We start from the raw sequence: 25,830 nt of genomic DNA, 5'->3' as shown, positions 1-25,830 counted from the left end.
CCGATGTTGGCGGTAGGGATCAAAATTCTGAAGTTAAATGATGAAGAAAATTAAATACGGAAACAATAAAGATGGCGAGTAAGGTTAATAATTAATGTATGAGATAACAGGTTTATTATTGTTGTTGGTTTTGATTGCGACTGTTGGCGGTATTTTAAAATCAAATCGTCGTCGGATATTTAAATACAGTCCAAAAGAAGAGTGGCCATTCGAAAAAAAGAAGCTAATGACTGCACCAGAGCAATTGCTCTATTCCCGATTGATTGAGTCATTGCCAAATTTATGCATTTTCTCTCAAGTTCAATTGTCTCAATTGGTTTCTGTTAAAAAAGGTCATGATTTTAAGCAATGGTTTAATCGCATTAGTCGAATGAGCGCGGATTTTGTAGTGACCGACAAGGCTATGGAAATAATAGCGGTTATTGAGCTTGACGATAGAACCCACAACAAACCCGACAGAATCGAAGCCGATAAGAAAAAAGATAAAGCACTAACATCGGCAGGGATTAAAGTGATTCGCTGGAAAGTTTCACCAATGCCTACAGTTGCGCAGATTAAAGAAGCTTTCAGTTTAAACGAAAAAATTGCGCCGCCAATTCAGATTAATAGAGAAAGAAAAAAAGAAGCTCCAACAATCGAGCAGCTTCGCAAAGCAAATGTTGATGCTGGTAAACCAGCAAATTCAGGCTTGAAATGGAGCTTGATAGAATCCGAAGAGCTAATTGCTTTGTATGCGGAAAAGAAATCAATAAAAGAGTTAGCAGCTCAGTTTGAACGCTCTGAGCTGGCGATTATGGCGCAATTGGAGAAACTAAGCCCGATCAAAAAAGAGGAGTTAGCCAAAACAAGTGATTAAAGAATAGTGGATTGTTAGAGTTCTTATAATGGAGCAAAGAAGAGGGGGATTTGCAGTTGAGAGGCTAAAAAATCCTAATCTTTAATATTTTTAATATTAAAGCAATAGTTAAGGACACAAAGAAAGACCAAGTATAAATAGGTTCTAATAATAATTTAGGGTACTGAGATTGAATAACTGAAAGTAAATTACTTTGAATATAAAAAAGCGATACTACCGAGAAGAAATGCAAGAAAAAAACAGATAGCGAACCGAAATGCCGACACTTAACTCTAGAATCTAGAACTGAATAGCAGCCAGCAATCGATAGATAAAACATTATGGAATACAGAGCTAGGTAAAACTTATAGCTACCATCTATTAAGTAAGTTGGATTTGATTTTGAGATAAAATGAAAAAATAAAATGCTAATAACTAAGCAATAAAAACGCTTCGCTTTGCTTAATTGCTCTAATCCATTTACAACAAAGAATCCATCCAGCACCCTAAAAACTGTTGCAATAATACAAATAAAAAACAAAGCTAAATTATTTGAATTGGTGTCATCCATAATTACAAAAATGGAAAGAAGTGAAAAAAATACAACTAAAAATGGTGATTTACTTTGATTTTTAACGGAAAGATAAAAAAAAGAGCAGGCCATGGATGAAAGCAAAAAAACTTTCGGCGAGACTAGCGAAAAATAGCTATCAACTGAAATTAAAAAAAATGGCTTGAAAGCAATAAATACATTAAATGAAATCGTTAAAAATGCTACAAAACTATCCATAAAAATTGAAATCCAATGATTTTTTTATCTGAGGTATTAAGCCTTGCAACTTTGCATGGAAAGGTTAAGGCAAGAATGGATGTAATCGTGCATAAAATTTATGTGCGATCCACAAAAGGCTATCGAATTAATAAAATACTTTAAAAATAAAGAGCCTGCTAAAAAAGACTCTTTCGATTAAATATGCTCTCTCATCCATTTCCATGCTTCATCCGGCAACCATCCAGAATAATCGTTAGTAACTTTTATGACAAAGAATAAATCATTATTGTCAGTATGCTTTCTGATTCTTTCGAATAATTGAGTTGAAGTTTCAGATGTGGCAATCAACCAAGTTGAATCTAAATAATGCCACCAACTTGGTGAGTTTTTGAGCTCTTCATAAAGAGCAGCATAATTTTGTCCGGCTTTATTTAAATCGTATGACACACAATAAACAGTCATAAAAAACCTCTTATGTATTTTTTGAATGCACAATAAAGGCATACTCGAAGCGTATACCTTTTAAAAAAATTTATTTTCTGGATGATTTGCCTTTTTTTTCATCTTGAGACAAAACAGACGCTGCCAACGTTTTGATTTCAGCTTTGGTCGGGGTTTTGCTGCCGGATAAGACTTTGGAGGCCAAAGTAGAAGTAGTACTGGAAGATTGTTTTTTAGCCATAATGCGCACCTCGGATAGATGGATATGAATAGAACAATTTCAGATAATGCATAAAAGCATGTATGCATAGACAGTAACCATATACGAGCCTCTTTTGGTTGACCAGCGAATTGTGATGCTTATCACAAATAAATCTAAGTGTTAAGAAGTGTAAGTGCCTGTTATTTCGAATTTGAATATAAGGGAAATGAGCACAACTTGATTTGGCGTCGTCGAAGTGTCGAAAATGTGTCGAATTCATAGGGCTATAAAGCGGTTTTTAGTGGTGATTGGAAAAGCCGAAACCCAGTGTTTGTGAGGCTTAGCAGAGCGTGGTGGTTTTATGAGGGGCTAGAGAAGGGGGTTCGAATCCTCCCGAGTGCGCCATATACAAAAAGCCCGCTTTTAGAGCGGGCTTTTTCGTTTCTACTTATCACTGTTGTGTTAAATCTGCGTTATTAAACCCCGATTTTTTAATTCGCTTATTGCTATCCATTCATCCTTTGCTATACCCAAAGCAGGTGGGGGAGGTTGAGTTAACTGTAGCTGCTCCTGCGTCTTGGGTCGGATCAAGTGAGGGTATCGTGGAGCTTAAAAATTTAATTGATAACGCACAAAAGTTGCCAAATATTCCTAAAGTGGTACAGGAGTTAATTGAGAGTTTCGGCGACGAAAATATTAACAATGAAGCTATTGCAAAAAAAATCAGCTCGGATCAAGTATTGACTGCCAAGCTGTTGCGTGCTGCCAATTCGGCTCATTATGGCGGCAACCGTAAGGTGGGCTCGGTAAATGATGCTGTGTTTATTTTGGGTTTTAATGCGGTGCGTACGCTCGTGTTGGCATCAGGTATAACGGGAGCTTTCAAGGCGCCGGAAGGATTTGATTTGCCCGCCTTTTGGCATAACAGTTTTGCGGTAGCGGCCACCTGTAAATGGTTGGCAAAGTTCTCTAAAGATGATGCTGAAACGGCGTTCACGTGTGGGATGATTCACAACATAGGTGAATTGTTGATCCACATATTGTTACCTGAAGAATGTAAAGAAATTCAGAAGGTGGTAGATCGTGGAGCGCGCAATTCAGATATTGAGAAAAATGTATTGGGCTTCAATTTTCCTGAAGCCGGAGCAGAATTGGCGAATCGGTGGAAATTTCCTGATGCAATTGTTGACGGTATTCGTTATCAGTTGAATCCATCTGTGGCCCCCCGGTTTTCGCGCTTTGCTGCGTTAATCAATATTGCTGATTACATCGTGCATGAAAATGAAAAAGGGGCGAATTCTGCATTACTTGAGAATTTTCCGAATGAGTTAGCCACTCAGTTAGGCATTAACCTGGTAAAACTGATGGAGCGGATTGATGAAACCAAAGAGTTGATCGGTGGTTTTGATGAGCTGTTGCATTAATTGGCGAGTGTAAATCTGATAGTAAAAAGCCCGTTTCTTGTACGGGCTTTTTTGTTTGATAGGTAGTGTAGAAATTTGGCTATTGGCAATCTGCCAATGCTTGTGCGAAACAGATGTCAATTTCAGCCGGTGTTGTTTTGCGTTTGATGGCCTCAAAGAAAACAGCAGCCTGAGGATATTGCCTGCTTAAATACATCAGCCATTGTTTGACACGATTACCGCAATTGCGCTCGCAATAAAGTGGTGTTGTCAACTTGTAGTAGTCGTACAGCATTTCGCAGATTTGTTGCCAGCTTAGCGGTGTGTACTCTTCTTCATTTATATACGCTTTGATTTGTCGTGCAAGGTCAGGGCAAGCCAGCAGGCCGCGCCCGAGCATTACATCGGTGCCATTGGATTGATCGCGGCAGCGTAAGTAGTCATCCACAGACCAAATTTCGCCATTGGCAACGACAGGGATTTTTAATTCCGCGCGGATATCAGCAATGTAATGCCAATAAGCGGGTGGTTTGTATCCATCGGCTTTGGAGCGCGCATGAACAGTTAATTCGTTTGCGCCAGCTGCTTCTACTGCGCGGGCATTCTCCATGTAGCTATTGCGATCCTCATAGCCCAAGCGAATTTTGGCAGTGACGGGAATATGCTGGGGGACTGCGTCGCGCACCGCTTTAATAATGGAATAAACCCGGTCAGGTGTGCGTAACAGGCAAGCGCCGCCTTCATGGGAGTTAACCGTTTTGGCAGGGCAACCAAAGTTGAGGTCGATCGCTTTTGCGCCATAACGAACCAGTTCTTGTGCGTTTATTGCCATAGGTTCGGGCTTACTGCCTAGTAATTGCACGCGTACGGGAGTTCCATTTGGGGTTTTGCAGTCGTTTTCCAGTTCCTGTGCATACTTATAAAAGACCTTGTAAGGGAGCTTTTGGTCAGTAACACGGATAAACTCGGTGACGCAGCCATCCAGGCCGCCAATGCGCGACAAAATATCGCGCACATGATGTTCAACAACGCCCTCCATTGGGGCCAGCATAATTCTCATCAGATGACTCAGATCCGTTACGGATTCATTGACAGGTTTACTTCAGGGTCGGCATTTTAGCGGTTTTGGTTGATAATTTGCCCAGCCCTGCGTAGATTGCGCGGCCTTTTGCGATGTCTTTTTAGTAATAACATCCTATTTTCTGACTGATATATCGAGGTTTTTCATGACCCAGCCTGTTTTCCACGACCTGATTAGCGACAGCCAGTTGCGTAAAGCGATTGATGTATTGGGTTACGAACAGCCAACGCCCGTGCAATTAAAGGCAATTCCGGCTGCAGTAGCGGGCGAGAACCTGATTGTCAGCTCCAAAACAGGGAGTGGTAAAACAGCGGCATTTTTGCTGCCAGCGATTCAGTCGATACTGTCAAAAGCGCCAGTAAACCGTAGTTCAACCCGTATTCTGATCCTTACACCAACACGTGAGCTCGCACGTCAGATCGTTAAGAATGCTGAACAACTCTTGAAATTTACCAGTTTGAAAGTGGGCATGGTTTGCGGTGGTGAAGAGCTGAAATACCAAAAAGCGATGTTGCGTAAGAATCCGGAAATTGTTGTGGGTACGCCTGGCCGCCTTGCCGAACATGTTATGCATAAATCAACCGAGTTTTCCGGGTTGGAATTTTTGGTGCTCGATGAAGCTGATCGTATGCTTGATATGGGGTTGAGTGAGGATGTGCTGAAAATTGCCGCTACCTGCCGTGCAGAACGGCAGACGTTATTATTCTCTGCCACCATGGAGCAAAAAGGTCTGCGTCACTTAATTAAGCAAGTGATTCTTGGTGACGCAAAAGAAATTTATATCGATGAAAAACCTAATGCGATTATCCAGCAAATGATGCTGGCAGACGATTACAAGCATAAAGAGAAATTATTGATTGCGCTGTTGGCAAAAGCGAACTTTGAGAAGGCGATTATTTTTACTAACACCAAAGTGCGTGCTACCCAACTGGATAATTTCCTGCGTTACAACAAATACAAAGTTAGCTGTTTGCATGGTGATATTACCCAGGACCAACGCAAAATTACGCTCGATCATTTCCGACAAGGACGCACCCAATTATTGGTTGCGACAGATGTTGCCGCGCGCGGTTTGGATATTCCCGGTGTGGAATTGGTGGTGAATATTGATGTGGCTCATTCAGGCGATGAATACTTGCATCGCATTGGACGTACCGGGCGCGCAGATGCTGAAGGCAGGGCAGTCACTCTGGTTGACGCCAAAGAATGGAATCTGTGCAAAAGTATTGAGCGCTATTTGGATGCTCACTTTGAAATCATTGGTATGCCGGGCTTGAAGGGCAAATATCAGGGGCCAGATAAACTGAAGGCATCAGGCAAGGCAGTTGGCAGCAAAAAGAAAACAGTTAAAGCTGATAAAGCTGATACTAAAAAGCCTAAAGTGAAAGTGCGTGAGCGCGATAAGAAAAACATCGGCAACCGCCGTGTTCCTGCTGCAGTTAAAAATGCCCAAGTGGTTGATGGTTTTGCACCGCCTAAAAAGAAAATCAGTAAAAATCTTGATGGCGCCGGAGAAGAATAAGGTCGTGTAATGCGACCTTTTAATACTCTTTGGCGATGTCATTTTTATTGCACAGAAGTGATTGACCCAACTCAAAAATAAGCCTAGTATCAAAGTAAGGGTAATGAATACAACCAGTAGTTGCCCCTTACAATCTGAACCACAATGGGTTGCCTTTTTGAAGCGCAATTCCGGTTCGGAATCGCAGACAAAATCATTTTGTTTGCAGTCATTTTTCTGTCACAGCGTTTTGCTTTACTTGACGTGTTTTGTTTATTTGAACGGATATTTGAAATAGATATCTAAAGAATTGAACAGCGCAAACTGATTGTGGGTTTGCAACATTGAAAGAGGAGGGTAAACGACCATCATGTAATCCACACCACAACTTGCGTAAATCGGGTGACTCATACTAGCGGGTATCGTCTCAAATACTCGTGTTATTTACCGACCTGAAGGGGATTATGATTTATGGCAAAAAAATCGCATGCCAGACGCAGTGCCAATCACCAACACTATGACGACAATAGTTACTCGACGTCACGGCATAAGTCGCGAAAGAATGCACGGACAGATGACAACATAGTCGACCTTAAATCCCGCTCGCAACAACTTGAAACTGCTTACTCTCCCCCTCGCTCTCCTCAACCGCTCCGCGCGAAAACAAAATCCCAGCAACAATACATCAACGCCATCAACTCTCACATGCTGACTTTTGGTATTGGTCCTGCCGGTACCGGCAAAAGCTATTGTGCAGGTGCGTTGGCTGCCGAGGCTTTGGAATCCGGCCGAATCGAGCGGATTATCCTCACTCGCCCTGCGGTAGAATCTGGTGAAAATCTGGGTTTCTTGCCGGGTGATCTGGACCAAAAATTCTCGGTCTACATCGATGCCTTCCGCGACATTTTAAATGAACGTTTGGGAGCAGGCACAGTGGATTACTGTTTACGCCATGGTCGCATAGTGGCAGCGCCACTTGCTTTTATGCGCGGTAAAACATTTAACAGCAAAACGTTTGTCATTCTTGATGAAGCGCAAAACACCAGCCCTGCGCAAATGAAAATGTTTTTAACGCGCATCGGTGAAGATTGTAAGGTCGTCATCAATGGCGACATCAAACAAAGTGATATACGTGGCCCCAATGGCTTGGCTGATGCGGTAGAGCGTTTGCAAGGTTTACCGAATGTCTACGTGCATGAGTTTGAACGTGAAGATATTGTCCGCAGTGGTTTGGTGCGCGACATTATTGATCGTTACGAAGTGCCTGAAGAAAGCTAGGATTTCTTTGACAACATACTCTTCGCGTTGAGGCGCGCTGCTTGATTAAACACATTAAGCAGACGCCTCTTCTTTATCCCATTTATGGCTTGCTTATTAAACAGTGAGTCGCCATCCTTCGCGCTTATTTTTCTGCTTTTATTCTTATACTTCATGATGATCTTATGAACGATCTGCGCTGCCCACTTTGCAAACAACCTTTGTATACAAACTCGCAAGGAATGGCCTGTGACAATCGCCATCAATTTGATCGAGCCAAAGAAGGTTATTTCAATCTACTGCCGGTACAGCATAAAAACTCCCGCGAACCGGGCGATGCGAAAGAGCAATTATTGGCACGCCGCCAATTTTTAGAGGCAGGTTTCTTTGGCGCGTTGAAGCAAGATCTGCAGGCATTGATGCCGAAGCAGACACAAACATTGCTGGATATTGGTTGCGGTGAGGGATATTTCACCCGTGGCTTTGCTGAAGTCTTGCCGCAAGCGCAGGTGTACGGTATCGATATTGCCAAAGCCGGTGTCCGGCTTGCTGCAAAATCTGCGCAGGACAAAAATCGTCATGTATTTGCCGTGGCATCCAGTTTTGATTTGCCTTTTGCAGATCATTCAATGGATGTGATTACACGGATTTATGCCCCCAGCAAAGATGCCGAGTTATGGCGTGTAATAAAACCGGAGGGATTATTGGTTATAGTAACTCCCGCTGATACACATTTATTGGAATTACGCCGCCGTATTTACAAGGATGTGAGGGCGCATCAACATCCTTCTGCTCCTGCAGGGTTCGTTGCGTGTGGGCAGCATCGCTTACAAGGCGATTTGATAGTTGATTCGCCAGCGTTGTGCGCTGCTTTGCTGGCAATGACGCCCTTTGCATGGCGGTTACCCGAAGCCTTACAAGCGGAAATTGTGGCAACAGGTATAAAAGACAGTTTTGATTTTATGATCAGTCTTTATCGCCGGAGTTGATTCAATAGAAGGATTTAGCTGATCGGAGAGTGCTATAAATGGTTTCGGCTTATAGCTATAAGTGCATTTTTCGTTACAACTATGTGATATTCGTCACAAAGCTAAATTCTATTGTGGAATAAATCTGCAGTAAGTTATGATTAAAAGCTAGTTTTGGATGTTTTTTGCGCCATTATATGGTTTGCAATACTAGAAAACGCATGTCAGGCTCGATTTATCAATCGATATTGAGCCTGTAGCTATCAAACGGTTTTACCAAAGCCGCGGATTAACAACCGGAAGTGCGTTGGTAGGCTTCGATAGGGATTGTTTTGCCTCCTTCGTTTTTCTCTCCTGTTTTTCTCGCAGCGTTCTGCCTAATTCTAAATATATAACGGGTTGCCCTGTGCAGCTTAATGTGGAAAAACATTACATGACCGCTTCTTTATTAAGCCGTATTTCTCTCATCGCCCATTCTATGGTGCTAGTGTCCATTTGTACTTTAGCGGGCCAAGTTGCAGCGCAAACCCTGCAGGCCGCAAACACAGTAAAAGATGCAGCATTGCAAGCGATAGAATCCAACCCCGATGTTCAAGCCAGCTGGCATGAATTCCGTGCTGCCATTCAGGATGTGCGCGTTGCGCGGGCAGGCTACTTGCCATCGGTTGATGTTGGCGCGTCAACGGGAAAATCCAATCGCGATTACGATGGCCGCGCGAGTTACACCAATAACCAGGCGCAGGTGACACTCAGCCAAATGCTGTTTACCGGTTTTCGTACCTCGGGTGAAGTGGTTCGTTTTGATGGCGTGCGTTTGGTGCGCTACTACGAATTGTTGAATACAGTTGAAACCACTGCGCTTGAAGCGGTGCGTGCCTATGAAGATGTTAAACGCGATCGTGAGTTGGTGAAATTGGCGCGCAATAATTACGCAAAACACCAGGAAGTATTTAATCAAATCCAGGAGCGCGCTGAATCCGGTGTTGGTCGACGTGTGGATCTGGAACAAGCTGCTGGGCGTTTGGCGTTGGCGGAGTCCAACTTGTTGACCGAAGCGTCCAATTTACATGATGTCACAGCGCGTTATTTGCGTGTTGTTGGCCAATTGCCTGCAGACGATCTTGCGGAAGTAGATTTAGCCCGGCAAACACTTCCGGAAAATATCCGTACCGCATTGACTCTAGCTTACCAAGGCAACCCCGGTTTTCATGCTGCGATAAAAAATATCAGTGTTGCGCAAGCCGCCGTAAAAGTAGAGCGCTCTGGTTATTATCCAAAAGCCGAATTGCGCGCGCGCCAGGTGACCAGCCGCAACCAAAATGGTTTTGATAATCGCACAGACCCAGATAATTACGGCGATGAAAGCGCAGTAGAGCTTGCGATCACTTACAACCTTTACAGTGGTGGAGCTAACCGTGCGGCGGTGCGCCGTTCATTGGAGCAAGTGAATCAGGCAAAAGATTTGCGTGATCAAGCCTGCGTTGATTTACGCCAGAATACCCAAATTGCTTATAACGATGCGCAACGTATCCGCGAGCAATTAACATCGTTACAACAGCATCGTATATCGAGCGATAAAGTGCGTACTGCTTATGCAGAGCAATTTAATATTGGCCAGCGCACTCTGCTTGATTTGCTGGATGCCGAGAATGAATATTTCCAGGCAAGCCGTGCGTTAATTATTGCCAACAGTGAATTGGAATTAGCCTATGCCCGTTCATTGGCGGCGATGGGCAGTTTGTTGCCTGCGCTGGGAATTGTGCGCGATGGTTTGGGTATTTTGCATGACACCAAAGTAGAAGATACGTTGAACATTTCTGCATCGGCTTGCCCGGATGATGCGCCTGTCGCCTTAGGCCGTGATGATTTGATCAGCGCCGTAACACCACTCGCGGGCGATGCCTTATTTGATGTGGGCAGCTCGGAATTAAAAGCAGGTGCTGCGCAAAAATTGGATCAATTGGTTGCCGATATTAAAGCGACCGACAATGTGGTGCAGATCAATATTGCCGGACATACCGATAACACCGGAACCGATGCATTGAATATTCCGCTGTCAAAAGCGCGTGCGCAACGTGTGCGTGATTATTTTGTGTTGAATGGTTTGGAATCTATTCCGATGACGGTTGATGGTTTTGGTTCTACCCACCCTGTTGCCGATAACACCAGTGAGGCAGGTAAGGCGGCGAACCGCCGTGTTGATGTCACTGTTACCCGTCGCGAATAATTCACTGTGTTTGTTTTACATATGAAACGCATCAAGCCTGAATGATTGATGCGTTTTTTTACATCTGGATGTTCGCTATAAAATTGCGTGGATCCAGATGGCCAACTATATTACAGGGGCTTTTTTCCTGTCGGCCTGCTTGCTGCTCCCGGAGTGACAATGACCCTTGATGTTCAACCAACCACGGATGTTTCTCCGGTAGCCAATAGCGGTGGGCCACTGCTTGAATGTTTATTGCTGGTTGCGCGCGCGCATCAGCTGGTGTGTACCCGCGAATCATTACTGGCGGGATTACCCCTGGATGCACAGCAATTAACACCGTCGCTTTTTCCCCGTGCCGCTAAACGTGCAGGGCTCGCCAGTAATATTGTGCAGCGCGATTTATTGCACTTAAATCCTGCGTTATTTCCTGCCATATTATTGCTGCAAGATAATCAGGCGTGTGTGTTGCTCTCGTTAGAGTCCGATATCGCCCGGGTGTTGTATCCGGAATTGGGCGATGCAGTAGTCAACATTCCTATAAATCAATTACAAGAACAGTTTACTGGCCGTGCATTTTATGTGCGCCCACAAGAGCGCTACGATTTGCGCGCAGCAGAAATTGGCAAAACAGCCAATAGTAAAAATCGTGATGCCCATTGGTTTTGGGGCGTGATTGCGGAGCATAAATATTTATATCGCGATGTATTGCTTACTGCATTGCTCATTAATTTTTTTGCGTTGGTGTCGCCACTGTTTGTGATGAACGTGTATGACCGTGTGGTGCCCAACCATGCGACGGATACATTATGGGTACTGGCAATTGGGATGTTGATTGCGATCAGCGCTGATTTTGTGCTGCGCATGATGCGTGCCTGGTTTGTAGACCTTGCTGCAAGCCGCGTTGATGTCACCTTGTCGGCGTCTATTATGGAGCGGGTATTGGGGATGAAACTCTCTGAACGACCTGCATCGGTTGGATCTTTCACTGCGGGTTTGCAATCCTTTGAAGCGATCCGCAGTTTTATTTCATCGGCAACCATTTTGGCGTTGGTTGATTTGCCCTTTGTGTTGTTGTTTTTAATTGTGGTGTTGTTAATTTCCTGGCCGCTGGTATTTCCGGTATTGGTTGGTGTTGCATTGGTAATGATTTATACCGCTGCCGTGCAACACAAAATGCATTTGCTGTCTGAAAATTCCATGCAGGCATCGGCGCAGCGCAATGCCACTTTGGTTGAAAGTTTACATGCGCTGGAAACCGTAAAAATATTAGGCGCAGAAGGGCGCATGCAATCCATTTGGGAAAAAACCACACTATTGGTTTCGCGCGTGGGCGTCAAAATGCGTTTGCTATCCGGCTCGGTGGGCACAAGCACCTTGTGGATCCAACAAGCGGTATCAGTAGTCATTATTATTGTCGGTGTGTATCAAATTATTGAGGGCAACCTGAGCCAGGGCGGGCTGATTGCAGCTTATATGCTGGCATCGCGCGTGATGGCTCCGGTTGGCCAAACGGCCGGCTTGTTAATGCAATATCACAATGCCGCAACGGCGCTGACGGCACTGGAACAGATTATGGAAAAACCAGTGGAGCGCCCGCTGGACAAACAATGGATCAGTCGCCCGCATTTACAGGGCGGTATTGAATTTAAAAAAGTTGCGTTTAAATATCCGCAAGATGAGCGCGAGGTATTGCGTGATGTATCGTTCAAATTAAATCCCGGTGAACGTGTTGCAATTCTTGGCCGCAATGGTTCCGGCAAAACTACTATCGAAAAATTAATCGCCGGTTTGTACGAATCAACGTCCGGTACCGTCTTGCTGGATGGAATTGATATTCGTCAACTTGACCCTGCGGAGCTGCGCCGCAACATGGGTTATGTATCGCAAGATGTGAATTTATTTTTTGGTTCGCTGCGTGACAATATTGCCTTTGGTTCGCCCCACGCGACGGATGAAATGATTTTGGAAGCGGTGCGCTTGAGTGGGCTCACGGATTTTGTAAACCAACACCCGATGGGATTGGCGATGCCGGTAGGTGAGCAAGGGCAGTTATTATCGGGCGGCCAACGCCAGTCGGTCAGCATTGCGCGCGCGTTGTTAAATGATCCTTCCATTTTGTTGCTGGATGAGCCCACCGGTTCAATGGATCACACCAGTGAAGAAGAATTCAAACGCAATCTAATGCGTTTTGCCGCGCACAAAACCTTGTTGGTGATTACACATCGCACCTCGCTGTTGGAGTTGGTGAATCGCATTATTGTGATTGATGCAGGCAAAATTGTTGCAGACGGGCCTAAAGACCAGGTTGTGGAAGCCTTGCGCCAAGGTCAGATTGGGAGGGCTTCTTGATGAGCCAGACCAATATGCCAAGTGAGCAACCAAACGCAGCACAAACCGCTGTGCAGAAAAAAATGACGCGCGACCAGCTCTGGTTTGAAAAGCTTGGACGCTGGTTGGATAAATTGGGAATTCCTGCAAGCCGCATGATTGATAAGGCGTATGCGCGCTGGCTTGATCCATTGCATGAGCAACCCAAAGATTGGGTGACCGATTCTGATTGGGCGCGTTTGCAACAAGAACCGATTAAAGCGCGCTTGTTGTTGCGCATGATTGCGCTGATTATTTTTATATTGTTAGTGTGGGCGGCGTTTGCACCTTTGGATGAAGTGGCGCGCGGTGAGGGTAAAGTAATTCCGTCATCGCAACTGCAAGTGATCCAGTCATTTGATGGCGGTGTTGTGCAAGAGGTGTTGGTGCGCGAAGGGCAAATAGTCAACAAGGGCGACTTGTTGTTGCGTATTGATCCCACGCGGTTTATTGCGACCTTTCGTGAAAATCGCGCGGAATATTTATCGTTGCAGGCGCGCGCTGCACGCTTGCAAGCATTGACCTCCAACAGTGAATTCACCTTGCCTGACGATTTATCGGGCGAGGCGCCGGATATCGCTTTACATGAGCGCAATCAGTATGAATTTAACCGCAAGGAATTAAACGAACAATTAAGTATTGCGCGCAGCCAGCTGGATCAACGCACTGAAGAATTAAATGAAGTTCGTGCAAAATTAACCCAGGCAACGCGCGCGCTGGAGTTGGCAACCCAGGAGTTAAATGTCACCAAACCTTTGTTAGCGAGCGGTGCTATTTCTGAAGTGGAAATTTTGCGCTTGGAAGGTGAGGTCGCGAATGCCAAAGGCGCGCGCGAGCAATCGCTTGCACAGGAATCGCGTTTGTTATTGGCGATTGAAGAGTCGCAAGGAAAATTGCGCGAGACGGAATTGCAGGCGAACAACAAATGGCGCGCAGAATTATCGGATGTGTTGAGCAAAATCGCTGCGCTCACGGAGAGCAGCACTGGCCTTGCCGACAAAATTAAATTAGCCGAAATCCGCTCACCGGTGCGCGGTACTGTGCAACGTGTGTTTACCAATACGGTAGGCGGTGTGGTGCAACCGGGGCACGAAGTGATTGAGATGGTGCCACTGGATGATGATTTATTGGTAGAGGCGAAAGTATCGCCCAAAGATATTGCATTCCTGCACCCGGGGCAGGAGGCGATTGTGAAATTTACGGCCTACGATTTTGTCGTTTATGGCGGTTTGCGCGGCAAGGTGGAGCACATCAGCCCCGATACCATCACCGATGAAAAAGATCGCACGTTTTATATTGTGCGGGTGCGCACTGAACGCGCGGGTTTTGATCCAACCTTGCCGATCATGCCGGGCATGATGACGCAAGTGGATATTCTCACGGGCAAGAAAACAGTATTGGCGTATTTGTTAAAACCTGTGTTGCGCGCACAACAAAATGCGATGACTGAACGATGAGCCAACATTTGTTTATTGCGCCTGCGGATATCCAATCACCGCGTTGGCGGCAGGCATTCCCCACTGCGTTTTTTGCACATGATGCAACGCTTCTTACGCACGCTGATTGCGTGTGGCTGTTGGTGCACAACGATGATGATATGCATGCATTGCAAACTATCGCGGCGAGCGGTAGAAAAATCATCGCCATGACCCAGATCGAATCGGGCGAGCAAGCGCGTAGCGTGTTGGAATCGGGCGCGAGCGGTTATGTGCATTATCTGGCGGCCGCTTCCGTGCTGGAGCAGGTTGCGCAAGTTGTCGCTGCAGGTGGTATGTGGTTGGGCGCGGACTTGATGCGCCAGCTGGTATTAGCAACCGCGCGCAGTTTGCCAGCGGCCAAGCCGGTCAATGGCAAACCGGTCGATTTATCCCAACTGACCAGCCGCGAGTTGGCGGTCGCCGAGCGGGTGGCAGCAGGCAAGACTAACAAAGAAGTCGCGCGCGAGCTGGATATCACCGAGCGCACGGTGAAGGCTCATTTGGGCTCTGCATTTGAGAAGCTCAATGTGCGTGATCGTTTGCATCTGGTGCTGGTCATGTCAGGGCGGGCTGTCACTTAAAACCTTTTTTGAAAAAAACCTCTGTTTTTTGTCGTTATTCTTATAAGTAGATAAAAATAATCTGCTTATTGTCCTTTAGTCCAATGGCGTAATTTTCATCACTTACTAGACTGCCCAACATACCCTCAATGTGAGTTGGTTCACATTCAATATGACCCGGAGTCAGTCTATGAGTAATGCCGTTGCAACCGTTGCGTTCCTTCAAGGTCAAGCCTGGGCGAAAGCGCCCGATGGCAGCTTGCGCCCTTTGTCTGTGGGCAGTGTCCTGAATGATGATGAAGTGCTGGTCACCGCCCAAGGTGCCCAGGTGCAACTGGATTTTGGCAATGGTGAGCCTGTTGCCATCAATGGCGGTCAGGAAGTGGCCATGAGCCGCGACTTCAACGCTGACACGGCGACAACGGCCGATGAGGCCGAGCTGGATGGTGCCAGCGTAGACGAGGCGCTGACGGTTCTGGAGCAGGGCGGGGACCTGTTGGAAGAGTTGGAAGAAACTGCAGCAGGCAATAGCGGCGGTGGCAGCGGTTCCGATGGTGGCAATAGCTTTGTGCGCCTGAACCGCATTCTGGAATCTACAGACCCTCTGGCATTCAATTATCAAGCGAATTCAACAGGCGCTGGCGGTGATGTCGAAAACGATGCGGGTGCCAGCGATTACATCAACCGCGCTCCCGAAGCCATCGATCAAAGTTTATCTGGTAATGAGGATGAAACCATTGCCGGTCAGATTATCGCCTCGGACCTGGAAGGCGATACGCTCACCTTCACCCTGGCTAGCGCACCGGTTAATGGCACTGTGGTGCTGGATGCTGCTACCGGCCAATTTATCTTCACCCCCAATGCCAACTACAACGGCAGTGACAGTTTTGTCGTCACAGTGACCGACAGTCGCGGTAATGCCACGACTACCACAATCAGTTTGACGATCGCGCCAGTGAATGACGCGCCTACCACCAATGACATCAACCTCACCACCGATGAAGACACGCCGGTGAATGGTCAGGTGGTCGCACAGGATATCGAAGGCGATACCCTGACCTATGTTGTATCCGGCCAGCCAACCAGCGGCACTGTAGCCCTTGATCCGGCAACCGGTGGGTTTGTGTACACCCCCAACCCCGACTTTAACGGTAGCGATAGTTTTGTCGTGACCATCAGCGATGGCAACGGTGGGACTGCGACCAGCACAGTGCGGATTGGTGTGAATCCTGTTAACGATGCCCCGGTGAGCGGCGACCAAAACCTGACAACACCGGAAGATACGCCGATCGACGGCCAAGTGACTGCAACTGATGTCGATGGCGATACCTTGGCTTATAGCGTCTCTGGTCAGCCTGCTAACGGCACTGTCGTGCTTAACCCTGCAACGGGTGAGTTTACCTATACCCCTAACGCCAACTACAACGGCAGTGACCGCTTTGTGGTCACCATCAGCGATGGCAATGGCGGCACCACGACCAGCCTCATCAACATTGGTGTAACCCCGGTGAATGATGCGCCGGTGAGCAGCGACCAAAACCTCACAACGCCTGAAGATACCTCCATTAGTGGGCAAGTGGCTGCCAGTGATGTCGATGGCGATACCCTGGCCTACACGGTTTCCGGCCAGCCTGCCAACGGTACAGTGACCCTGAACCCTGCCACCGGTGGATTCATCTACACCCCGAATCCAAATTACAACGGCAGCGACAGCTTTGTTGCCACCATTAGCGATGGCAACGGCGGCAGCACAACCAGCCGTATCAACATCGGCGTAACACCGGTGAATGATGCGCCCACCGCAAGCAACCTTAACCTGACCACCGACGAAGACGTACCCGTTAATGGCGCTATCAGCGCGAATGACCCGGATGGCGATACCTTGTCTTACAGCATCACAGGCAGCCCGACGAGTGGCACCGTGGTGTTGAATCCCGCAACGGGCACATTCACCTACACCCCGAATTCTGGTTATACCGGCAGCGACAGCTTTACCGTCACGATTAGTGATGGCAATGGCGGAACTACCACCAGCTTGGTGTCTATCGGTGTTGCACCAGTAAATGGTGCTCCAACGGCTAGCAACCTGAATCTGACCACCGATGAAAATGTTCCGGTGAATGGCGCTATCAGCGCGAATGACCCGGATGGCGATACCTTGTCTTACAGCATCACAGGCAGCCCGACGAGTGGCACCGTGGTGTTGAACCCCGCAACGGGCACATTCACCTATACCCCGAATTCTGGTTACACCGGTGGCGACAGCTTTGTGGTGACAATCAATGACGGTAACGGTGGTACTACTACCAGTACGGTCACGATTGGTGTGAATCCTGTTGTTCCCGTTAACCAGGCCCCGGTTGCAGTGGACGATGTATTCACCGTTGCTGAAGGCGGCACTCTCACAGTGACCGCGGCCAATAAAATCACCTTGAATGATACCGACGCAGACGGCGATTCACTGACCGCCATTCTCGTCTCTGGGCCTACCAATGGTTCATTGACGCTCAATGCCGACGGCACTTTCACCTATGTCCACAATGGCAGCGAAACCACTACCGACAGTTTCACCTACAAGGTGAATGACGGCACTGTAGATGGCAGCGTGGCCACCGTTACGATCAATGTAACACCAGAAAATGATCCACCTGTTGCAGTAGATGATGTCTTTGTTATTAATGAAGATACCCCCTTGGTCATCAGTCCAAGCCAACTGTTGGTAAACGATACTGATGCCGAGAATAACCCGCTCACAATAGTGACGATTCAAAATGCTACCAACGGAACCTTGAGTGTGGTTGGTGGAAATATCGTCTTCACTCCTACGCTTGATTACTCTGGTCCTGCTTCATTCCGTTACACCATCAGTGACGGCAAAGGTGGATTTAGCACCGCGACAGTCAATATCACAGTGAATTCGGTCAACGACCCCACGGTGATGACTCCTGAGAATGTCAGTGTGCCGGAAGATGATTTTATCAATGGTAATGTGTTGACTAATGATAAAGATTCGGATGATTTGTTAAGCATCCAAAGTTATGAAATCAACGGTGTCGCTTATTTGCCTGGAGCGACGACCAATATTTCCGGCGTTGGATCATTCCTGTTACTGAGTAATGGCGACTATGAATTCACGCCCGATGCCAACTACCACGGTTCTGTGCCGGTAATTAGCTATACCACTAACACTGGCGCAACCAGTACCTTGACTATCACCGTAACCCCTATGAATGATGCGCCTGTCGCTGCGGATGACAATTTTTCAGTGGTGCAAAATGGTGCGCTTACCATAAGCCCGAGCCAGCTGTTGGCAAACGACGTCGATATTGATGGTAATACCTTGTCGGTATCGACCATCTTCAGCATGACCAATGGGACAGTCACCATTTCCGGCGGCAACATCATATTCACACCAACCCCGGGTTACACCGGGCCAGCCTCATTTAGCTACAGCGTGTCTGATGGTAAAGGAGGCTTTGATACTGCTGTTGTCAATATCGCTGTAACCCCGCCAGCCGCTGTTCCCCCAGCGACCGACGATGTCACCGCCACCGGCAATGAAGACACGCTTATCACGATCAGCCTCAGTGGTAGTGATAGCGATGGCACCCTTGCGGGTTATGTCATCAAATCCCTACCGGCCAACGGCTTGCTGTATACCGATGCGGCTATGACTACCTTGGTCAATAGTGGCGATCTGGTAACCGGCCCCGTGTATTTCAATCCAAGCGCTGACTGGAATGGTAATACCAGCTTCAGCTATGCCGCTCAGGATAATGATGGGTTACAGGATGCAACACCGGCGACCGTGAGTATCACCGTCAATCCGATTGCCGATCCTGCCCTCATTGGTTCAGGTTCCGGCAGCGTGAAAGAAGATACCCTGGCGCAAACGACTGCAACCGGAACTCTGACCATCAGTGATCCTGATGCAGGCGAAGCCTCTTTCAACGCCAGAACCAATAGCCCTGGCACTTACGGGCATTTCTCGATTGATGCTTCGGGCAACTGGACTTACACCATTGATAACACCAAACCTGCCGTCCAACAGCTGAAAGAAGGTGAGACCAAACAGGACAGCTTCTCTGTCACCAGTCTCGATGGCACCAGCAAGATAGTTACCATTACCGTCGTAGGTACTAACGATGGCCCTGTTGCGCTGGACGATACTGCCAGTGTCAAACAGGATGAGGTCTTGACCCTGACTCCTGTGCAATTGCTGATGAATGACACGGATCTGGACAGTGATACGTTGACGATTGATTCTGTACAGGGCGCAACCAATGGCACAGTGAATCTGGTGGGTGGAAATGTGGTCTTTACCCCAACGGCGGGTTATCACGGCCCGGCATCCTTTACTTACACTGTTTCTGATGGCAAAGGCGGTACAGATACTGCGACGGTTAATGTCACTGTCGCCAAGGCCAACACAGCTCCGGATGCGGTAGATGACCCTGCAGGTGCATCAGCGTATTCAGTGGCATTTGGCGATTTCTCTGCATCGGACTTGTGGACCAATCTAGACAGTAAAGGGATGGCCGTTAATGTTTCAGGCTACAAAGCTAACGATACAGCCGCATCACTCTATATAGGCACTGTCGACGGCAATGCCAATACCCTTGGAATTCAAGGTACACCAAGGGGTACCTCTTTGGTGCCTGACCAGATTGAGTACGACATTGCGACAGGCAAGTCCGAATCTTTGGTGATGACCTTTAATGGAAACCTGAATCAAGCCAATTTTAGTGTGAGCCGACTCTTCCCGGGGGAAAATGGCGGTGAAGTTGGTGTGTGGGAGGCCTACTTCAACGGGGTATTGGTAGCTTCAGATACCTTCCGTTTATCTGGCGGCAGTGAGCAGGGTAGCTTCAGTATCAATACCGGCAACGTTGTATTCAATAGTATTAAATTCAAGGCTTTGAATACGGTTGATGGATCTGGTGATGGGGGTGATTACTTCCTGACGGGGTTCAAGGGTACAGGTCCTGCTACTATCAATGGTTCCCTTACCGTCATCGAAGGTGTTGCAAATACCATAAGTGCTGTAAGTTTGCTGGCCAACGATAGCGATCTGGATGCAGATACCCTGAGTATTGTCAGTGTTCAGGGAGCGGTGAACGGTACAGTGAGTTTGGTCGGTGGCAACGTCGTGTTTACCCCCACCAGTGGCTATGTAGGCACCGCCAGTTTTACGTATACGCTGAGCGATGGTCGCGGCGGCTCTGATACTGCAACAGTCAACTTGTTGGTTGGACGCAGTAACCAAGCTCCGACTCTCGGTGACGATAGCAGTATGACCAAAATGAATACTGCCATTAGCATTGCCACTTCTGCTCTGCTTGCTAACGATTCTGACGCTGATGGGGATGCCATGACGCTTGTCAGTGTCCAAGGTGCCACCAATGGAACCGTTAGCTTATCTGGCTCAAATGTAGTCTTTACACCTGTCACTGGATTTGAAGGTGCCGCCAGCTTTAACTATACCGTTCGTGATGCCCTTGGTGCAACCAGCACTGCCACAGTGAATGTCACCGTAGGCTCGGCAACTGCAGCTAGTATGGTTGTTACCAAATCACTGGTTGCAGTTGCTCATGGTACCGGCGGAACCAGTGTGAAATTCCCGATTATCACCAAGCTGGTGGATACCGATGGCTCAGAAACCCTTTCAATTAAAGTCAGCAATGTGCCAACAGGGCTGAGCTTTAATGCAGGAACCAATTTAGGCGGTGGGGTCTGGCAATTTACCGAGGCGGATCTGCCCAACCTGACATTAAACCTGCCAGGCAGCTATACAACGCTTGCGACTAATCTGACTGTGCAAGTCACCTCTACCGAGATTAACGGTGGTGCAACAGCATCGGTATCGAGTGTAGTGACATTGAAGGCGGCCTATACCACGGTAGATATCACCACCACAGAATCTGGTAATTACACAGGGTCATCTGCCAATGAATTTATTCAGGGTGGTAACGGCAATAATACGATTAACGCTGGCAGCGGTAACAACGTTGTTTATGGCGGTGCCGGTGATGACAACCTGAGTGCGGCGGCCGGTTCAGATGTATTTTTTGGTGGCAGCGGCAACGACACCATCAACGCTGGCTCCGGGTCTGACCGCATCAGTGGTGGTTCAGGCAATGACACCCTGAAAGGTGGTGATGCTGGTGAAAGCTTTGTGGATGTCTTTGTCTGGTCTTTAGGTGATCAAGGTGCAGCAGGTACGCCTGCGGTAGATACCATCCAGAACTTTTCAACAAGTGCAGCAGGCAGTAATACCAGTGGTGGTGACGTGTTGGATCTGCGTGATTTGTTGCAAGGCGAATCGGTTGGAGCATCCAATGGTGCGGGCAATTTAGCGAACTACCTGCACTTTGAAATCTCTGGTAGCGATACTATTATCCATATCAGCCACGCAGGTGGTTTTGCAGCCGATAGTCATTCTGTTGGTGGAAGCTTCACCAGTGGTGCAGAGACACAGCAAATCGTATTGAGTGGTGTAAATCTGCAATCGCTTTACAGCGGTGCTACAACCGATCAGCAAATTATTACCCAGTTACTCAACAATAATAAGTTGATTACTGATTAATAAAAAATGTTGGACGCGAATAAAAATCCCGCTTTCTTGCGGGATTTTTTACACATGCTTTCTTTGTAGGAAACGGTATGTTTGTAAAACGTAATGCAAGTGGTGAAATTACTGCCATGAGTAAAGTGGCAGAGGATGGTATCGACGAACGCCTTGCCGATGACTCACCTGAATTGCTGCAATTTATCCAGAGTGAAAAATCGCCTGAACAAATCGCACTGGAACAAACAGACCAATCCATGGCGCGGGTAATGGAAGATGTGGTGGGTTTGTTGGTTGAGCAAGGGGTTATCCGCTTTACGGATTTACCCACAATCGCACAAGACAAATTATTAAATCGCCGCGAGTTGCGCGGTAAGCGAAAGGGCATAGAGTTGTTGGATGACGGGGATAACTTGCCTTTATAAAATCAATGATGAAAGCCGCACACAAAAACTGCTAGTGTTTAAAAAATCAATCAGCCAATAAAAAACCGTTGCGAGAAGATCGCAACGGTTTTTTTTATTTGTGACACAACCGTGCCAAACTCAAACAATATGCGTGCCGGTAAATCCATCAAGGCCAATTTTAATCAGCGTTTGTTGTTCTCCTTCACTGATTACGCCTTCGGCAATCATTTGAATACCCAATGAATGCCCGAGTGTACAGAGGCTTTGGACAAAACTCTGGCTGCTGGTGTTGTGTTGTATATCGCGCACAATGGCACTATCGATTTTTAAATAGGCCAAGCCCATATCTTGCAAATTAGCAAATTGGGTAAATTCCAAACCTACGTGTTCCAAACCTACACGGCAGCCCAGCGTGCGTAAGCGGGATGAAAATGCGCGCAACTCTTCCAGATGGCGCAATGCACACACTTCCGGAAACTCAATCCACAACCGCGCGGCACAGCCGGGGTTTTCAGTTAATAGTGAAACGGCTTGCTCACGAAAATTGGTGCTGCAGAGCGATGCAGCTGACACATTGATTGAGAGTGGAGCCGGGTAACGGTTCAACTCGGTGAGTGCGAGTTTTAATACCGCGATATCAACATTGGGCATGAGCCCCAAGCGTACTGCCCAGGGCATAAAATATCCGGCAGGTTTTAACGCTTCATCCAACTGTAAGCGCACCGCAGCTTCTTCATGCAATAACTCCTGATTGCTTGTGCGCACCGGAAATTTTGCCAACGACAGATTTTGAGTGGCCAGAGAATGGCTAATCGCATCGCGCCATTGGCTGAGATTGTGTTGTGCATAATCAATTTGATGCTGGGTAACTGTTACCACAGCGCGATTGCCTTTTAGTTCTGCTTGCGCAAGGGCGCCATCAAGTTTGTGCAAGATTTCACTGCATTTGTCACCATGATTAAAGCTACACAGTGCCAGCGGTACGGCAACTTTATCAAAACCTCCTGCGATCAATTGAAAGTTAAGTGCCTGGGAAACTTCTGCACTAATAATATCAATGGGGGTGTCGGTGGGAATCAGCAAACTAAAGTCGCTGCCGTTTAAGCGTCCTGCATAGCTATCGGGATGTTTATTTTGGATATCGCTGAATACCCCGGCAATTGCACGCAGTAACTGATCGACTTGTTGATGACCTAAACGATTGTTGAGCTCATTTAAATGCATGACCCGCGCAATCACCATCACACCATCAGATTGCAATTCTTCATTAGTTAATTGGGCATCTAGCAAATTTAAAAAATGGGTGCGGTTGGCAAGTCCAGTCAATACATCGGTTTGTGATTCACGTCTGAGTGATTCAAGCTGGCGCGCTTCTTTATCAAGCATTTGTTTAACACCTTGCGATAAGGTGTTCATCGCCCGCACCAGCCGTTGGAACTCTTTGGTTCTGGGCTCTTCCGACACAATGAATCGACGTTGGCCGATGGCTTCGGCCTGATCCACAATCAAATCCAATGGACGTGAAATATATTTCAGGATGAAACTACCAATCAATCCACTGAGCAGTGTTGCGATAATAAACCAGTCCAATAAATTGCGTGTATTGCTCCACAGTGCTTCCACTGCATAACGCGAATGACTTTTTACAAGTAATGTCCCTGCTTGTTGCCAACCATCTTGTACTTGTGCAATTCCCGGTGCTGCATCCAGTGCAACCCATCGCGCAAACCAGGCGGGAACCTGTGCCGCATCTTTATCATTCTCTTCAAAATTGCGTGCGACAATCGGTTTGTTGTTAGCATCCTGAAACAGAATGTACTCGTAATGGCCTGCATCAAATTGTGCGGTGATCAATAACTCCAGCGTGACCGGATCTTTCTCTGGCATCTGTGAAATAGACAGTGCAAGGGAGTTGGCGTTATCGATGTTTTTTAAACGCAATTGTTCTTGCAGATAAGTTTTTGCAGTCAGGATGCTGATAATAAAATTACCGGCAAGCGCTAGTAGCAACAGTAAAATAATGCCTATCCACAATTGTTTTATCAGTGACATGGTCTGTGCCTTTTGGTATCAATTTTTGTAGTCTGCATTTTAAAAACCTTCTTCATGAACACGTGCCAGCAAATCACGCCAACGCGATAAGCGGGCAGTGGGGTCAGCCGTGGTTTCCTTATTGCCTACCCACAAACCTTCGCTATTAAAGCTGAATACCGGGCGCAAGTCCGGCCGTTGATTTGCAGGTTCAATGGTGTTGATCAGACTATCGAGGATCAATGGGGTAGCATCGGGTGTCGGGTAATAGCCCAACACCATATGTGCCTGGAAAATTTTGCTTTGGGGGCCGCCAATTTGCGCTTTGACATATATCAATCGCAACTGTTGGTTAGAAAAGCCTAATTGCAACAAGCTGAGATATTTTGCGATGGTGTAATCCTCGCAATCACCTGCACGCATACCCATCAGGTCTAACGGTGTTGCCCAGAAGTCCGATTTTTTCCACAACACGGCATCTTCCGTGTAGCGCACGTGGCGATTAAAAAATTGGTTGACCTGGATGAGTTTGTCTTCATTGGAATTGTGGATGGCATCAACCAGCATTCGCTGCCAGGCATCTAGCAGGGCAATCCCGTCATCACCATAACGGCTGCGCATGGATTCCTGCATTTTCTGTGGCTGAATATCGGCGCTGACTAGCAGTGAAAGGCTGAGTAGCAACAGCGGCAACTTAGTACGCAATACCGATAACCCCGGCAATTTCCATGCGCTACCAAGCAGGAAAATGCTAGGCACACGCATGCAGCGGCTCCGCTAATATCGGTTTGTCTGCAGTAGTTGTGGCGCGGTGTATAAAAAAATACGGCATTGGGTTCAGCCAGGCATCAAATCATTAACATGCATCGCAGTATAGACAGTAATTTGATGGTGCGGATTGAACATTGTTGCGCATCTGCTTGAGCCTATCCTGGGTGGGATAGGCCGTTTGTTAAAAGCAAAACACAATCAGGTGAAATACTCGGGATGTTCTTGCGGAATTACTTCAAGGATATTGAACACATCTTTGAGATGCACGCTCATTGCCGCTGCGGATTTTTGTGCTGAACCTTCTTTGATGGCTTTGATAATCGCGCTGTGTTGATTGAGGATGCGTTTGTATTGCCCACTTACATGCAGGCTTAAATTGCGTACGCGATCCATATGGGCTTTTTCTGCCTCAATAAAAGACGCTACGCGTGGATACTGGGTAAAACTGGCCAGTGTTTGATGAAAAGTATCGTCAAGCATTTGAAAGGCGAGGGCATCATCATCGGCGGCAGCTGTTTTTTGGTCGGCGATAATTTTTTCGCACTGATCCACTGCTTCCAGGCGAATCGCTTCATCGCTATTGGCTGCCAGTTGTGTGACTACTGCAACCTCAAGTGCCTCGCGAATAAAACGCGCTTCCAGAATTTTCTCCATACTGAATTTGGACACATAGGTTCCGCGTTGGGGCAGCACCTCTACAAAGCCAATATTGGCGAGCTGGATCAACGCCTCGCGCACAGGAGTCCGGCTAACACCAAACTGTTGCGCCAAGGCCGTTTCCGACACCATTTGTCCGGGGAGTAATTCCATGCTGATGATGGAGTCGCGAATAAAACCAAAGATCTGGCTTGCCGCTGGGCGGTCAAAGGACAGCCCTCTGGACTCCGGTCGCATATTAATTACAGGCTGTTTAGCCACGTTCATCTCCTCGGATACTCAATATGTCAGCACAATATTTGGACTGACGGATTTAATGCCG

Annotated in this window: 18 protein-coding genes; 11 read left to right on the top strand and 7 right to left on the bottom strand. The window is 47.2% G+C overall.

Annotated features, from left to right (window positions below; translation table 11 throughout):
- Positions 1–94: 94 nt before the first annotated feature.
- Positions 95–856 (top strand): DUF2726 domain-containing protein, encoded by a 762-nt coding sequence (locus B2739_RS07465; protein ID WP_331345241.1) that lies wholly within the window; start codon positions 95–97, stop codon positions 854–856.
- A gap of 64 nt (positions 857–920) precedes the next feature.
- Here the strand turns inward: B2739_RS07465 and B2739_RS07460 are convergent, their stop codons facing one another.
- The 3 genes from B2739_RS07460 to B2739_RS07450 form a co-directional block, all read right to left on the bottom strand.
- A complete protein-coding gene (locus tag B2739_RS07460; RefSeq protein WP_331345240.1) occupies positions 921–1,625 on the bottom strand; it encodes a hypothetical protein in 705 nt (234 codons plus the stop codon).
- 177 nt (positions 1,626–1,802) lie between these two features.
- A complete protein-coding gene (locus B2739_RS07455; RefSeq protein ID WP_331345239.1) occupies positions 1,803–2,069 on the bottom strand; it encodes a hypothetical protein in 267 nt (88 codons plus the stop codon).
- Between the two features lie 70 nt (positions 2,070–2,139).
- Entirely contained in the window at positions 2,140–2,289 is a 150-nt protein-coding gene (locus B2739_RS07450) for a hypothetical protein (RefSeq protein ID WP_331345238.1), read from the bottom strand.
- Positions 2,290–2,852: 563 nt separating this feature from the next.
- On the opposite strand from B2739_RS07450, the gene B2739_RS07445 reads away from it, so the two are divergent.
- Positions 2,853–3,674: an HDOD domain-containing protein gene (locus B2739_RS07445; protein WP_331345237.1), complete on the top strand. Its 822-nt coding sequence runs from the start codon at positions 2,853–2,855 to the stop codon at positions 3,672–3,674.
- Between the two features lie 79 nt (positions 3,675–3,753).
- On the opposite strand, the gene B2739_RS07440 is transcribed toward B2739_RS07445, so the two are convergent.
- On the bottom strand, positions 3,754–4,713 hold the full coding sequence (locus B2739_RS07440) for a tRNA dihydrouridine synthase (protein WP_331345236.1): 960 nt from the start codon (positions 4,711–4,713) through the stop codon (positions 3,754–3,756).
- A 166-nt stretch (positions 4,714–4,879) separates the two neighbouring features.
- Here B2739_RS07440 and B2739_RS07435 point away from each other — a divergent pair, with 166 nt between their 5' ends.
- The 9 genes from B2739_RS07435 (at position 4,880) to B2739_RS07395 (ending at position 22,067) form a co-directional block, all read left to right on the top strand.
- The gene (locus tag B2739_RS07435; RefSeq protein WP_331345235.1) at positions 4,880–6,256 is read left to right on the top strand and encodes a DEAD/DEAH box helicase; all 1,377 of its coding nucleotides are present in this window, start codon (positions 4,880–4,882) and stop codon (positions 6,254–6,256) included.
- 450 nt (positions 6,257–6,706) lie between these two features.
- The gene (locus B2739_RS07430; protein WP_331345234.1) at positions 6,707–7,513 is read left to right on the top strand and encodes a PhoH family protein; all 807 of its coding nucleotides are present in this window, start codon (positions 6,707–6,709) and stop codon (positions 7,511–7,513) included.
- Between the two features lie 164 nt (positions 7,514–7,677).
- Positions 7,678–8,481: a putative RNA methyltransferase gene (locus B2739_RS07425; protein WP_331345233.1), complete on the top strand. Its 804-nt coding sequence runs from the start codon at positions 7,678–7,680 to the stop codon at positions 8,479–8,481.
- A 412-nt stretch (positions 8,482–8,893) separates the two neighbouring features.
- A complete protein-coding gene (locus B2739_RS07420) occupies positions 8,894–10,687 on the top strand; it encodes a TolC family outer membrane protein (protein WP_331345232.1) in 1,794 nt (597 codons plus the stop codon).
- Between the two features lie 159 nt (positions 10,688–10,846).
- Entirely contained in the window at positions 10,847–13,018 is a 2,172-nt protein-coding gene (locus B2739_RS07415; RefSeq protein ID WP_331345231.1) for a type I secretion system permease/ATPase, read from the top strand.
- Complete coding sequence (locus B2739_RS07410) at positions 13,018–14,493, top strand: HlyD family type I secretion periplasmic adaptor subunit (RefSeq protein ID WP_331345230.1); 1,476 nt, start codon at positions 13,018–13,020, stop codon at positions 14,491–14,493. The genes B2739_RS07415 and B2739_RS07410 overlap by 1 nt, the downstream gene beginning before the upstream one ends.
- The gene (locus B2739_RS07405) at positions 14,490–15,095 is read left to right on the top strand and encodes a response regulator transcription factor (protein WP_331345229.1); all 606 of its coding nucleotides are present in this window, start codon (positions 14,490–14,492) and stop codon (positions 15,093–15,095) included. Before B2739_RS07410 ends, B2739_RS07405 begins: the two co-directional genes overlap by 4 nt.
- A 169-nt stretch (positions 15,096–15,264) precedes the next feature.
- Positions 15,265–21,660 carry a retention module-containing protein gene (locus B2739_RS07400; protein ID WP_331345228.1) on the top strand — a complete coding sequence of 2,132 codons (6,396 nt, stop codon included), beginning with the start codon at positions 15,265–15,267 and terminating at the stop codon, positions 21,658–21,660.
- Positions 21,661–21,737: 77 nt separating this feature from the next.
- Positions 21,738–22,067 carry a hypothetical protein gene (locus B2739_RS07395; RefSeq protein ID WP_331345227.1) on the top strand — a complete coding sequence of 110 codons (330 nt, stop codon included), beginning with the start codon at positions 21,738–21,740 and terminating at the stop codon, positions 22,065–22,067.
- Positions 22,068–22,187: 120 nt separating this feature from the next.
- Here B2739_RS07395 and B2739_RS07390 read toward each other — a convergent pair whose 3' ends face one another.
- The 3 genes from B2739_RS07390 to B2739_RS07380 all read right to left on the bottom strand — a co-directional run bounded on the left by B2739_RS07390 (position 22,188) and on the right by B2739_RS07380 (position 25,769).
- The gene (locus B2739_RS07390; protein ID WP_331345226.1) at positions 22,188–24,101 is read right to left on the bottom strand and encodes a bifunctional diguanylate cyclase/phosphodiesterase; all 1,914 of its coding nucleotides are present in this window, start codon (positions 24,099–24,101) and stop codon (positions 22,188–22,190) included.
- Between the two features lie 39 nt (positions 24,102–24,140).
- Positions 24,141–24,845 carry a transglutaminase-like cysteine peptidase gene (locus B2739_RS07385; RefSeq protein ID WP_331345225.1) on the bottom strand — a complete coding sequence of 235 codons (705 nt, stop codon included), beginning with the start codon at positions 24,843–24,845 and terminating at the stop codon, positions 24,141–24,143.
- Positions 24,846–25,049: 204 nt separating this feature from the next.
- The gene (locus B2739_RS07380; protein ID WP_331345224.1) at positions 25,050–25,769 is read right to left on the bottom strand and encodes a GntR family transcriptional regulator; all 720 of its coding nucleotides are present in this window, start codon (positions 25,767–25,769) and stop codon (positions 25,050–25,052) included.
- Between the last annotated feature and the right edge of the window lie 61 nt (positions 25,770–25,830).

This window comes from Cellvibrio sp. UBA7661 (assembly GCA_002483365.1).
Taxonomy (GTDB): Bacteria; Pseudomonadota; Gammaproteobacteria; order Pseudomonadales; family Cellvibrionaceae; genus Cellvibrio.
The sequence above is the reverse complement of the archived record's forward strand: the minus strand, read 5'-3'. Positions and strand labels throughout refer to the sequence as shown.

Bases quoted from the DNA above. Each gene is read 5' to 3' on its own strand.
- B2739_RS07385 (WP_331345225.1), bottom strand. From the start codon at position 24,845: ATGCGTGTGCCTAGCATTTTCCTGCTTGGTAGCGCATGGAAATTGCCG.
- B2739_RS07410 (WP_331345230.1), top strand. From the start codon at position 13,018: ATGAGCCAGACCAATATGCCAAGTGAGCAACCAAACGCAGCACAAACC.
- B2739_RS07395 (WP_331345227.1), top strand. From the start codon at position 21,738: ATGTTTGTAAAACGTAATGCAAGTGGTGAAATTACTGCCATGAGTAAA.
- B2739_RS07390 (WP_331345226.1), bottom strand. From the start codon at position 24,101: ATGTCACTGATAAAACAATTGTGGATAGGCATTATTTTACTGTTGCTA.
- B2739_RS07450 (WP_331345238.1), bottom strand. From the start codon at position 2,289: ATGGCTAAAAAACAATCTTCCAGTACTACTTCTACTTTGGCCTCCAAA.
- B2739_RS07455 (WP_331345239.1), bottom strand. From the start codon at position 2,069: ATGACTGTTTATTGTGTGTCATACGATTTAAATAAAGCCGGACAAAAT.
- B2739_RS07465 (WP_331345241.1), top strand. From the start codon at position 95: ATGTATGAGATAACAGGTTTATTATTGTTGTTGGTTTTGATTGCGACT.
- B2739_RS07420 (WP_331345232.1), top strand. From the start codon at position 8,894: ATGACCGCTTCTTTATTAAGCCGTATTTCTCTCATCGCCCATTCTATG.
- B2739_RS07430 (WP_331345234.1), top strand. From the start codon at position 6,707: ATGGCAAAAAAATCGCATGCCAGACGCAGTGCCAATCACCAACACTAT.
- B2739_RS07435 (WP_331345235.1), top strand. From the start codon at position 4,880: ATGACCCAGCCTGTTTTCCACGACCTGATTAGCGACAGCCAGTTGCGT.
- B2739_RS07400 (WP_331345228.1), top strand. From the start codon at position 15,265: ATGAGTAATGCCGTTGCAACCGTTGCGTTCCTTCAAGGTCAAGCCTGG.
- B2739_RS07405 (WP_331345229.1), top strand. From the start codon at position 14,490: ATGAGCCAACATTTGTTTATTGCGCCTGCGGATATCCAATCACCGCGT.
- B2739_RS07440 (WP_331345236.1), bottom strand. From the start codon at position 4,713: ATGAGAATTATGCTGGCCCCAATGGAGGGCGTTGTTGAACATCATGTG.
- B2739_RS07425 (WP_331345233.1), top strand. From the start codon at position 7,678: ATGAACGATCTGCGCTGCCCACTTTGCAAACAACCTTTGTATACAAAC.
- B2739_RS07415 (WP_331345231.1), top strand. From the start codon at position 10,847: ATGACCCTTGATGTTCAACCAACCACGGATGTTTCTCCGGTAGCCAAT.
- B2739_RS07460 (WP_331345240.1), bottom strand. From the start codon at position 1,625: ATGGATAGTTTTGTAGCATTTTTAACGATTTCATTTAATGTATTTATT.